The sequence below is a fragment of the Jiella marina genome (genome assembly GCF_024359545.1).
Lineage (GTDB): Bacteria > Pseudomonadota > Alphaproteobacteria > Rhizobiales > Rhizobiaceae > Jiella.
On sequence record NZ_JAKQZG010000021.1, the window covers coordinates 1 to 11,943 of the forward strand.

Below are 11,943 nucleotides of genomic sequence, written 5' to 3' on the forward strand. Positions count from 1 at the left end.
GCGGGTTGACAGTTCTTTCAGCCGCCCAGCACAATGGCTAGCTCTGCCGGACGTCGTCAATAACCGAACACGGCTCTCCGGCAATCATCCCGACACGATCAGGCGAAAGCCGTCCCGCCACGCCTCAATGCTCGCGCTCGAAGCTCCAGGAAATCTCCGGCGTCAGGACCGGGTCGAAGGCGATGACGAGTTGAAGCGTGCGGCGGGTGCCCGCGGAATCGGCGAACAGGATCGAATCCTCGACCGAGAACGGCTGATCGGCCGTGAACCGCCAGACCTGACCCCGCAGCGAGAGGCGGGCGAAGCCGCCGATCGTCTCGACGCTGACGCTCGGATGCAGATGAAAGCGCGCCGCCGCCGTGATCGGCTCGCCGCGCACCTTGGCTCGCCGCGCCGGGCGCACGGCGTCACGGCCTTCCAGACGGCCTCCATCGGGCGAAAGTGCCAGCATCCGCGAGTGGAGAACGCCAAAATCGCGCTCATAGCCGTTATGGCTCGCACGGAAGCCGCTGGTCCGCGCTGCATGGTCGTCGCCCAGTTCCTCGAGCGCGATGGTCGTCGGGCCCGGCACCAGCGGCGAGCCCAGGAAACGGTCGAGATTGCTGTGAGCGGCGAAGCGCGACGAGGAACGGTCGTTGAGCGTGACGGTCGAATGGGCGGCGGTCGAACGACCAAGGCGCTTCAGCTCCGGTTGCCCGACGGTCGGCCGCCCGCAATTGACGACGATCCGCGCCATTTCGCTCGACAGTTCGAAGGCGAGCGTGCCGGCATGGGCGTTGTGGGACAGCGCGGCCGGCGGCGGGCAGCCGGTGTCGGCGATCACCACCGTTCCGCCGCCGGTCAGCCGGTGGTAGCCGGAATGGCGCGCGTGACTGATCGGATCGCCCAGCGTCTCGTCGAAGCGCATCAATGCCGCCAGAAGCTGCAGCTCGCTCGGCCCCGTGCCGTTGAAGAGCGCCAGCGAGCCATCGGCATGGCGGAAGAAGCGGAGCGCCGGCAGCATCCGGTCGATCGCCGAATAGATGCCCTTCGGCACGGGCTGCCCCTGCCCGATCAGCGTCTCGCGGATGGGCAAGAGCTCGGCAAGGATGATCGCGAGCGCCTCCGGGTTGCGCGAAACATGGCCCCCGTCGGGCAGGATCTGCCGGTCGAGTTCGGCGGCGAGGTTCTGGGCAGCGGCCTTGGTGCGGCCAGCGGGCATCGGCAGGCAGAGCGTCGCGAGCGCCAGCGCCATGCGGACCATCAGCCGCGGCAGACCGTCCGGCGCTTCGGCTGCGACCGAGCGCAGGAAGCGGGTCTGGGCCATCAGACTCTTGAGGAAGCGCCGATAGAAATCGTAGCTGGCCCCATCGAGGATCAGATCGGCATGGCTCAGCCACGCGATCAGCCGCCGCGCCGAGACTTCCGGCTTGTAGGCCGGCCCGCTGAGCCGGTGGGCGCGCAGGCGTAGCCAGTCCTCGATCAACGAACGCGCATTCTGCCGCGCCAGCGCATCGCCAGCGGCGGCGTGGTGGTTGAGCCAAGAAAACCCGTTGAGTTCGGCCTCGAAGCACTCCGAGGGGCTGGCGACGCGGAAAATCGAATCCTGTCCCGCCTCGACCAGCTTGCCGGCGAGATGAAACCGGCCGCCATAGATCGCTTCCGCGGTAATCGGATCACCGGTGCGCAGGCTGGGCGGCACGACGTTCAGGCGCTCGGGCGCCCCGCCGACGAAGCGCAGGTAATGGATCGGCCCCGTGCGCAGCCGCCTGCGCAGCCGGCGCCAGGCCTCGCTCAGCGTCAGGACCGCGATCAGCGGTTTCTCCATCAAGACCGTTGCCACTCCAGCTCACCTGACCCCGGCCAGGCCGGGACTCGTGCCCCATCCTCCGTCAGGGTTCCGCCCTCGTGGCGGAGACTCCTGCTGTTTCTTCCCCGCCAACTTTCTGCCGATAAGGTAAAGAATTCCCTACCCGGCCACGCGAGGCGGCGCCGGAGGTGCAGGATAAGCCTGTGAGTTCAGAGCGCTATCGGCGGCGAAAGCGGGCGGCGAAGAAACCGTCGAGGCCGCCGGCCGGGTCGAGGTCCCCCTCCAGCATCTCGGGGGTGGTGCGCAGGAAGCCCTCTTGAGTGACGGCGAAGGCGAAGCCCGGCAGTTCGTCTGGCGTCACGGGATCGAGCACGAAATCATCGCGGTCGGCCAGGAAGGCGGCAACCACATCCTCGCCCTCCGCCCGGTCGATCGAGCAATTGGCGAAGACCAGCCGGCCGCCGGGCGCCACCAGATCGGCCGCCGCCCGCAGCATTCGCGCCTGCAGGGCTGCCAGCTTTTCGATCTCGGCCTCGTCCTTGGTGTAGGCGACGTCCGGATGGCGCCTGATCGTGCCGGTCGACGAACAGGGCGCATCAAGGAGCACCGCGTCGAAGGGCTCGTCCGGTCGATAATCCTTGAGGCTCGCCGTGAGCGTCTCGGCCGAAAGGTTCAGGCGTTCGAGATTGGCCTTCAACCGCTTCATCCGCGAGGACGACTGATCCAGCGCGGTAACGATGCCGCCGCCCGCGCAAAGCTCGGCGGTCTTGCCGCCGGGCGCCGCGCAGAGATCGGCGACTCTTCGGCCGTTCACGTCGCCGAGGAGCCGCGCCGGCAGACTCGCCGCCACGTCCTGCACCCACCAGGCGCCCTCTTCATAACCGGGAAGCTCCGCCACAGGCCCGTCGACACGTTCGAGCCGCACCGTGGCGGGGCCGATCGCCCGGCCGCCGAGCCGCTCGGCCCAGAGTTCGGCGTCGCTCTTCACCGTCAGATCGATCGGCGCCTTGCGCCGATGGGCGGTCGCGATGCGGGCGGCGCGATCCGCGCCGCATTGCTCTTCGAGGCGGCTCCAGAGCCAGTCCGGGCAGTCGCGACGCGGATCGGCCGCCTCGTTCGGCAGGCGCTCGGCCTCCCGAGCGATCCGGCGCAGAACGGCGTTCGCCAGCTTGTCGAAGCGCGCCGTGCGCGGATCGGCCGCGCACATGGCGACGGCGAGATCGACGGCTGCGGAATCGGGGACATCGAGACAGAGGATCTGGGCGGCACCCACGTGCAGGATATGGCGCAGGGCGCTGGCATTGGGCGGAAGCGGCCGGGCGATGCGCGCCGCGATCTCGGCTTCGATCGACCCGCGAAACCGCAAGGCCGCCTGCAGGATCGCCTTGACCAGCGCCTGGTCGCGCGAGTCCAGCCCCCGAAAATGCGGATGACCGCCCACGGGATCGGTCATGCCGTCGAGCGAGGTCCGGCCCTCGATCACGGCACCCAGGAGGCGCGCCGCGACCTGCCGGGCCTTGAGGCCCGGTCTGGCATCGACGCTTTCGGATTTCGGACGGGCGGGTCGCTTGGGGCGGCGCTTTTCCTGCGGCACGCTCAACCCCAAGGCCCTCGACCGGAGGTCCCGCGTCGAGAGGAGCCGGAACCACGGTCCTGGCGGGCACGGCCCCACGGATCGGGTGCGACGCGCGGCGCGTCCCCTCGACGGGGACCGAACGTTTGACCATGGGACCACGGTCCGGCCTCGCTGCCGGCAGCATTGTCTGCATAGCCGAGCTGGTCGCTCCGCCCGGCCGTACCGATCGCCGGCGATTGTCCGTCCATCTCCGCCGCAAGCTCGCGTAGCGCAGCGATACGGTTCTCGGTCGCCGGGTGGGTCGAGAACAGGCTGTCCATCCGCTGTCCGTTCAACGGATTGATGATGAACATGTGGGCGGTGGCGGGATTGCGCTCGGCGTCGCGATTGGTGATGCCGCGAGCGGAGTTCGCAATCTTGCCGAGAGCCGAAGCGAGCCAGAGCGGTTCGCCGCAGATCTCGGCGCCGCGCCGGTCGGCGGAATATTCCCGCGTCCGGCTGATTGCGGTCTGGACGAGCATCGCCGCGAGCGGCGCGACGAGCATGGCCAGCAGCACGCCGACGAAGCCCAGCGGATTGCGGTTGCCGCCGAAGAAATAGCCGAAATTGGCGAGCATGGAGATCGCACCGGCCAGCGTCGCGGTGATCGTCATGATCAGTGTGTCGCGATGCTCCACATGAGCGAGTTCATGGGCCATCACGCCCGCGACTTCCTCCATGGAGAGACGTTGGAGGAGCCCGGTCGTCGCCGCGACCGCAGCATTCTGCGGGTTGCGGCCGGTGGCAAAGGCGTTGGGCTGCGGATTGTCGATCACATAGACCCGCGGCATGGGCAGGCCGGCATTGCGGGCAAGACCTTCCACCAGCCGGACGAGTTCCGGCGCCGTGTGGCGATCGACCTCGCGGGCATGGTGCATCCTGAGCACCATCTTGTCGGCGTTCCAATAGGCGAACAGGTTCATGCCCGCCGCGACGAAAAACGCGATCAGCATGCCGACCCGACCGCCGAGCAAAAGCCCGACGCCCATGAAGAGAGCGGTGAGAAAGGCGATCAGCATCGCCGTCTTGATCATGTTCATGTGAGGTGCCTCGCACCGTTGACGACAGGGGCAATCCAGGAGCCCGTTGCCCAGCAATTTGGGATGCGGCGCAACCCGCTTCAATGCACGGCGTTGCGAGGGGAGGCGACCGTGGCCGCCAGCAAGGGGGAAGTCGACGATTGTTCCGCCTTGCCATGGTTCTCGAGACCGGCACCACATCTCGCACACGAAACCGACGACGATCCAGCGGAGTATCGACATGGCAAGCTATCGCCGACTTGAAGGAAAGCGCGAGAAAGGACAGGTCGTCGTGCGGCTGGTCCAGGAAGGCGATGACGTGAAAGCCTTCATCATCGGCCTCGAAGAGACCGGCGACCCGGCCGAGCCGACCGTCTATCCGAGCGAGGAGATGGATCCGGAGGAAGCCTTCCGGACCGTCGAGAACAAACGCGAGATGATCGGCGACGCCGAGGTGCTGGTCGAGATGGAAGTCGGGATCGAATGGGATCCGGCGTGGGGCGAACTGAAGTCCTGATCGACATTGTGTGCTTGACGGGAAAGCCGAACAAGCCCGCGGCCGATGCTGGGAGAGGTCGCGCCTGATAACCCGGATCGCGCCCCTCAAGACTCACTGCCCCAAGCCAATGCAATAGGAGACGATGAAGTGAACGATCCTCTGCCGCCCGCCGACAACGAACAAGACGAGCTGATCGCGATCGCCGGGCGGGTGTTCGACGCGGCACGCGGCGGCGACACGGCAACGCTGGGCGCCTTCATCGATGCGGGCATCCCGGTCGACCTGACCAACGACAAGGGCGACAGCCTGTTGATGCTGGCCAGCTATCACGGCCACCAGAATGCCACGCAGCTGTTGCTCGAACGCGGCGCCGATCCCGAACGGCAGAACGACCGCGGCCAGCGGCCTCTGGCCGGTGCCGCCTTCAAGGGAGAGATGGAGATCGCGCGCCTGCTGATCGATCATGGTGCGGCGGTGGACGGCGCAGGCGACGATGGGCGGACGCCCTTGATGGTCGCCGCCATGTTCAACCGGGTTGCGCTGATCGATTTCCTGATCGAGCGCGGCGCGGACCCGATTGCGCAGAGGGCGGACGGCATGACTGCGCTCGGCGCCGCGACGGCCATGGGCGCCACCGAGGCGCGTGCGCGGCTCGCCGAACTGCAGGATCAGGCGAGCTAGCGCGCCTCCGCCAACAAACGGTTCGCTGTCTGAACTGCGACGATCGCCGCCGCAAGACCGACAAAGCATACCGGATGCACCGAGCACAACGTTTCGGGCCGCAAGATTATAGTATGTAAATTTCAGAAAAAATTGCGTTTTTCAACTAAATCTTACGCCAAAAATTGTCGGGAGAAGTCAAAAGGGTAAAGAGGTTCGTAACCCTCTTCGGCGCAGGGTGGCCTCGCGGTCCAGCGCATCGTGATGCGTCGCGGCCCCACTTCTCTCCATTGCAGGTTGAATGCCCCGATGACGAATCTCGACACTCCGCAGGACAGTGCCAAAGCGGCCCATATGATGGAATCGGAGCAGCTGACGCAGCTCAAGCGCATCACTCCGATCGTCGAGAAGCACATTGAGACCGCGCTGGACGAGTTCTACGGGGTCATCCGCGCCAATCCGCAGATGAAAGCGTTCTTCACGAACGACGAACACATGCGCGGGGCACAGAGCAAGCAGAAGTCCCACTGGGCGTCCATTGCCCGCGGCGAACTCGGCGAGGCCCATCGCGAGCGCGCCCATCGCATCGGAGCGGCGCATGTGCGGGTCGGGCTGGAACCGAACCTGTTCATTTCTGGCTACGGGGCGCTGCTCGGCACGCTTGCGCGCCTGGTCGTGAAGGAGATGTGGCCGAAGAGCGGACTCTTCACCAAGAGCAAGCCCGATGAAGCCGCCGCCTCGCTCGAAGCCTTGATTCGGGCGGCGATGATCGATGTGGAACTGTCGGTCTGCAACTATCTGAATATCCTAACCCGCGAGGCGATGGAAAAGAGCCTCAACGCGGAAAAGGCCCGCGCGGAAGCCACGCGCGCGCAGGTCATGGAAGAGATCGGCGGTGGCCTCTCGCGCCTCGCAGAAGGCGATCTTTCCCGCGGGATTGACGCCGAGTTCCCACCCGAATTCCAGCGGCTCAAGGACGATTTCAACCGCGCGATCGAGGCGTTCGGTGGAATCGCAGGCGCGGCCCGGTCTTCGGCCGAGGCGGTCAGCAGCGGCGCGGGCGAGATTGCGGTCGCCTCGGACGATCTGGCCCGCCGGACGGAACAGCAGGCGGCGAGCCTCGAAGAAACGACGGCGGCCTTGCAGGAACTGTCATCCTCGGTGGGCGACGCGTCAACCCGGGCTTCGCATGCTTCCTCGCTGGTGAAGAGTTCGATGCAGGAGGCACAAAGCGTCGAAGCCGTGGTCAAGAACGCCGTCGCCGCCATGGACCGGATCGAACAGTCCTCGTCCAAGATCGGCACGATCACCACGGTGATCGACGAGATCGCGTTCCAGACCAATCTTCTTGCGCTGAACGCCGGTGTCGAGGCGGCACGGGCCGGAGAGGCCGGCAAGGGCTTTGCCGTTGTCGCCCAGGAAGTGCGAGCGCTCGCCCAGCGTTCGGCGGAAGCCGCCAAGGAAATCGATAGCCTGATCCAGGAGAGCTCTCGCGAAATCGCGTCGGGCGTCGAACTCGTGACCGGAACCGGAACGGCTATCGAGACGATCGTCTCGCGGGCCGCCGAGATCACCACGAGCGTTTCCGAGATCGCGGAGACGGCGAACAAGCAGGCCGGCGCGATTTCCGAGATTTCGAGCGCGATCGGCCACATGGATCAGAGCACCCAGCAGAACGCCGCGATGGTCGAAGAGTCGGCTGCGGTCGCCGCCAGCCTGAAGGACGCCGCCGCCGAACTTCTCCAGGCGATGGTCGCGATCCGCACGGCCGGAAACGGCGGCGACACCCATCGGCATGAGTCGGATGACGATTGGGACAAGCCGGCCGCGCCCCGCCATGCGGCGCAACCTCGGTCAAAGGCCGCGTAAAGCAGTGGTTAAGGGCTGGTAGCAGAGTGCGCTGCCGGCCGTCCCTCCAGCCTCTCGACGACGGTAGCACTCAGATGCGCGCGAGCGTTGCCGAATCCTCCTCGCCGTCGAAGAAGGCCTCGAGCGCCCGTTGAAAGACCTCCTCATCCGGCGCCGCCCGATGAAAGAGCGTCATTGAGGAATGGAATTTGAGGTCGTCGGGCAAGCCGAAGATCGCGTGGGCCGACTTGTCCCGATGGGCAAGCACCGCCCGGCTGCATTCGCGCAGCCGCTCGCCCAGAACCGGGTGAGCGAGATATCCCGCGGCCTCGTCGAGCGAGTGCAGCGCATAGCGCTGGGCCATGGGCGAGCGGCCCAGCCCCTCGATCTGGGGAAAGACGAACCACATCCAATGGCTCGTCTTCCGGCCGGCCTTCAGTTCGCCGAGCGCCGTCTCGTAGATCGGTGCCTGCGCCGCGACGAAGTGGTCGAACGCCATGAATGAATCTCCCGCCAGGCCGGAAACGGCTTGAACGTCGTCGGCAATGGAGGCGACGCTTTCAAGCGCGCATCCTGTTCCAGCATGGAAGCTAGGCGCTACAGACGCTTTTCAAAGAAATGGTCCGGATAGGGATCGTCGTTGAAGCGATCGATCTCGCGCAAGCCGGCCCGGCGATAGAGCGCGACCGCCTCCGGCAGGGCGCTGTTGGTGTCGAGCCTCAGGACGGTGATGAACAGTTCCCGGGCGATCGCCTCGATCCGCGCCATGAGCTGATGCGCGAGGCCCAGGCCGCGCGCAGCCGGCGAAACCCAGAGGCGCTTGATCTCGGAATAGTCCGCCCCGGTACCCTTCAGCCCGACACAACCGATCGGCAGGCCGTCCGAAAACGCCACGATGAAACTCCCACGCGGGCGAACCATGGCGCCCGCTTCCGGATCGCGGGAGAGTGACACCTCGAAGCCTTGCGGGAAGCGACGGGCGAGTTCGCCATAATAGGCCTGGAGACAATGGACGGCCTCCGGCGCACGCGGATCGACCTCCCTCATCTCGATCTTCTCACGCAAGAGCGCCGAGGCGACGCGGTCCATCGCGGCGAGCAACGCGTCTTGGTCCGCATGGCGGGAAAGAAGCGCCTCTGCCCTCTCGTCGGACAGCCGCTCATAGGCCGCAAATTCGGTTTGTCCGGCGTCGGTCAGGCTGACGATGCGGCGGCGCGCATCGCCGGGATCAGGCCGCGTGACGACCAGCCCCTCCTCTTCCAGACCGCGCAACAACCGGCTCATCAACCCCGAATCGAGGCCGAGATAGGCCCGGATCTCGGCGACGTCCGCTCGCCCCTGCCCGATCGCATTGAGGACGCGAGCAGCCCCGAGCGGGCGCCCCCGGCCGAGAAAGGACGAGTCCAGCGCCCCGACCTCGGCAGTGACGGCTCGGGCAAAGCGGCGAAAGCGGGAAACGGGATCGGTCTGCATTTACCTGACTTAAGTCAGGTAAAATTCGCGGTCAATCTCTGCGATGGTCTGTTCGTGTCGTGGGTCCCGCAGGCCGACCGCCTGTCACGCCGCGCTACGCGCGGACTTCGGGCCGTCGAGCCATGGTGCCGTGAGCCCGCTCACGGTCAACAGACCCGGCCTTCGGATCAGATAGCCCTGGAACTCGTCCGCCCCCATCGAGGCGATGAGACGCGCCTGTTCCGTCGTCTCGATCCCCTCGGCAACGATCGCCAGGCCATAGCGCTTGGCGATCAGCACAGCCGCCTCGATCACCGAACGGGTCTTGTCGCTTTCGTCGGCGACGAAGCTGCGGTCGATCTTCAGGCGATGGACCGGATAGTCCTTCAACCGGGAGAGGGAGGAGTAGCCCGTTCCGAAATCGTCGATGGCGATCGTCACACCGGCATCGTCGAGGGCCCGCAGCGCCAAGAGCACCTGGGCTTCGTGGGACGAAGCAAAAGCCGATTCGGTGACCTCGATTTCCAGATCGGCAGGCCGCAGTCGGTAGTGTTCGAGAGTCTCCATGACGTGGCTCGCGAAACTGTCCACGAGCAGCTGTCGGACGGACACGTTCACCGCGATCCGCACCGGACCGTTGACGGCGATCCATCGCGACACCTCTCCGCAGGCCCGCTCAATCACCCAGCGCCCCAGCGGGCCGATCTGATCGGTCTCCTCGGCCACCGCAACGAATTCGTCCGGGGGGATCATTCCGAGGTCCGGATGCTGCCAGCGCAGAAGCGCTTCGAAAGCCTGCAATTCTCCGCTGCGGGCCGAGACGATCGGCTGATAGGCGAGCGAGAGTTCGCCATTCGTCATCGCCTCGTCCAGGTCGCGCGCGATCGTCGCCTGACGCTCGAGTGCCTCCGCGAAGCAGCGGTCATAGATCCGATACTGGCCCCGCCCCTGACGCTTTGCCTCGCAGCTCGCCAGATCCGCCCGGTTGATGAGTTCCTCCAGATCGGTGGCATCCTGCGGATAGGCTGCGATGCCGATGCTGGCCATGGACTGGCAGATCATGTCGTCGATCTTGATCGGTTCCGCCAGTGCCTGGGATATCGCGTCCGCCAGCGATCCGATCGAACACGACTGATCGTCCGGCCATTTGACAAGGCAGATGAATTCGTCCCCGCCCCAGCGGGCGAGTTCGACGGCGTCCCTGCCGCAAACCCGGCGAATTCGCATCGCGACGGTCCGCAAAACCTCGTCGCCGGCGGCATGACCAAAACCGTCATTGATCTGCTTGAAGCGGTCGAGATCGAGAAACAGGAGCTTCGCCGAGGATCCGCCGTCTGCGACCCAATTGGCGAAGGAGCGACGCAGTCCGCGGCGGTTTGCAAGGCCGGTGAGCTGATCCTGATGGGCTTGGCGGCTGAGCGTCCGGGTGCGCTCGGTGACGCGCCGCTCGAGGTCCTGGTTGGTGCGCATGACCTCTTCGACGAGGGCTGCGTTGCGGCCCCGCAGGCGAATGGAGTCCATGAGGACCTTGCTGTTCGCCCTGTGCCCGCTCAGCATGACGCCGGCGAAGATCAGGCCGAGCAGGGCCAGAATGGGTTCCGGCTCGGCGTTCGTTACAAGCCTGGCGGAAGCGGGCAGGATGATCATCAGAATGTAGAACCTGCCGGCGACCGGATACTGCGCGAGGACGCCGACGGCACCGGCCGCCATGGCCGTGGCGATAATGCAGGCGGTATATTGCTGGCGCTGGTCGGCGACCGCGAGACCATACCAGGTAAAGACCATCCACAGCGCTGCGCCACACAGCGTGCCGGCGGCGAGATGGCGCAGCCGCCAGATCGCTTCGCCTTCCTCAAGCGTCTCCAGTTCAGCCGCCTTGACCTCAATCGCCTCGAACCAGACGATCCGGGCAACTGTCATGGTCGTCACGAGGCCGAGCCACGTCCAGACCCAGCTTTCGCCAGCCTCAGCGAAGATCAGCGCGATACCCACGGATGCGGAGAAATTGACGAACAGGCTAGGGTAGTAGTTGCGCTGCGCGACCGCGAGCAGGTTTCGCTTGAGCGGTATCGTCAAGTTCCCCTCGTGGGAACTGTCGGGAGCAGTATGGATAAACAACGGCACGTCACTCAGCCCACCCGTAGGACCCGGAATCGGACCAAAACTAAGGCGAGAGGCGTAAAGAATCCGAGGTTTGTCTGGAGCGATTCAAGACAGAGCTAGCGAAGTCTTAAGCCTGCAGTCACAATGCAAAAGTCCCCAAAAAGGCGACCGTGCGATGCGACCAGAGTCGTCATCGGCCTTTCACACAGGTCAAAGCCGCGTTAAAGCACGACGGTGCGGGATATGTCGGGGCAAAAGGCGGCAAGACCGGGGATCCGGCCGCTTCTGAGGATGCGGCGTTTTACGCCGGAGCCGAATGTGCCGACAGGAAAACAGCCGGGGCAGGCAATGGCAGAGACAGCCGGGCGGCGCGACGCCGTCATCGAGAGAGAGACCAAGGAAACCAAGGTCCGCGTGCGGGTCGACCTGGACGGCACCGGCCGCTCGACGATCGCTACCGGCGTCGGCTTTTTCGATCACATGCTGGAGCAGCTGTCGCGCCATTCCTTGATCGATATGGAGATCGCCACCGAGGGGGACCTCCATGTCGACGACCACCACACGGTCGAGGATACGGGCATCGCGATCGGCCAGGCGATCCGCCGTGCGCTCGGCGAACGGCGTGGAATCCGGCGCTACGCTTCGCTCGATCTCGCCATGGACGAATGCCTCACCCGTGCGGCGATCGACGTCTCCGGCCGGCCCTTCCTGGTGTTTCAGGCGGAATTTTCCCGCCACAAGATCGGCACCTTCGACACCGAGCTGGTGCGCGAGTTCTTCCAGGCACTCGCCCAGAACGCCGGCGTGACGCTGCACATCCAGAATCTTTACGGCGCCAACGCCCACCATGTCGCCGAGACCTGCTTCAAGGCCGTGGCGCGCGTCCTGGGCGATGCGATCGCGATCGATCCGCGCCAAGCCGATCTCGTTCCCTCCACCAAGGGCCTCCTGGCATGAC

General features: G+C 65.6%; 10 protein-coding genes. 4 read left to right on the forward strand and 6 right to left on the reverse strand.

Features of this window, described 5'->3' with window-relative positions; all coding sequences use genetic code 11:
- Positions 1–124: 124 nt before the first annotated feature.
- The 3 genes from MF134_RS24135 to htpX form a co-directional block, all read right to left on the reverse strand.
- A complete protein-coding gene (locus tag MF134_RS24135; protein ID WP_255341695.1) occupies positions 125–1,822 on the reverse strand; it encodes a heparinase II/III family protein in 1,698 nt (565 codons plus the stop codon).
- A 184-nt stretch (positions 1,823–2,006) separates the two neighbouring features.
- A complete protein-coding gene (locus MF134_RS22820; RefSeq protein ID WP_255341731.1) occupies positions 2,007–3,383 on the reverse strand; it encodes an RsmB/NOP family class I SAM-dependent RNA methyltransferase in 1,377 nt (458 codons plus the stop codon).
- A 2-nt stretch (positions 3,384–3,385) separates the two neighbouring features.
- Positions 3,386–4,444: a zinc metalloprotease HtpX gene (htpX, locus tag MF134_RS22825; RefSeq protein WP_255341696.1), complete on the reverse strand. Its 1,059-nt coding sequence runs from the start codon at positions 4,442–4,444 to the stop codon at positions 3,386–3,388.
- 220 nt (positions 4,445–4,664) lie between these two features.
- Between htpX and MF134_RS22830 the strand changes: the two genes are divergently transcribed.
- From MF134_RS22830 to MF134_RS22840, 3 genes are all read left to right on the forward strand, one after another.
- A complete protein-coding gene (locus MF134_RS22830; protein WP_255341697.1) occupies positions 4,665–4,940 on the forward strand; it encodes a hypothetical protein in 276 nt (91 codons plus the stop codon).
- A gap of 129 nt (positions 4,941–5,069) precedes the next feature.
- Complete coding sequence (locus tag MF134_RS22835) at positions 5,070–5,603, forward strand: ankyrin repeat domain-containing protein (protein ID WP_255341698.1); 534 nt, start codon at positions 5,070–5,072, stop codon at positions 5,601–5,603.
- Between the two features lie 288 nt (positions 5,604–5,891).
- The gene (locus MF134_RS22840) at positions 5,892–7,451 is read left to right on the forward strand and encodes a globin-coupled sensor protein (protein ID WP_255341699.1); all 1,560 of its coding nucleotides are present in this window, start codon (positions 5,892–5,894) and stop codon (positions 7,449–7,451) included.
- Positions 7,452–7,521: 70 nt separating this feature from the next.
- Here MF134_RS22840 and MF134_RS22845 read toward each other — a convergent pair whose 3' ends face one another.
- The 3 genes from MF134_RS22845 to MF134_RS22855 all read right to left on the reverse strand — a co-directional run bounded on the left by MF134_RS22845 (position 7,522) and on the right by MF134_RS22855 (position 10,958).
- On the reverse strand, positions 7,522–7,929 hold the full coding sequence (locus MF134_RS22845) for a DUF1810 domain-containing protein (protein ID WP_255341700.1): 408 nt from the start codon (positions 7,927–7,929) through the stop codon (positions 7,522–7,524).
- 98 nt (positions 7,930–8,027) lie between these two features.
- A complete protein-coding gene (locus MF134_RS22850) occupies positions 8,028–8,903 on the reverse strand; it encodes a bifunctional helix-turn-helix transcriptional regulator/GNAT family N-acetyltransferase (RefSeq protein WP_255341701.1) in 876 nt (291 codons plus the stop codon).
- 84 nt (positions 8,904–8,987) lie between these two features.
- Positions 8,988–10,958, reverse strand: coding sequence for a putative bifunctional diguanylate cyclase/phosphodiesterase (locus MF134_RS22855; protein ID WP_255341702.1), 1,971 nt, complete (start codon positions 10,956–10,958; stop codon positions 8,988–8,990).
- A gap of 375 nt (positions 10,959–11,333) precedes the next feature.
- Between MF134_RS22855 and hisB the strand changes: the two genes are divergently transcribed.
- Entirely contained in the window at positions 11,334–11,942 is a 609-nt protein-coding gene (gene hisB / locus MF134_RS22860) for an imidazoleglycerol-phosphate dehydratase HisB (protein ID WP_255341703.1), read from the forward strand.
- Position 11,943 lies beyond the last annotated feature (1 nt).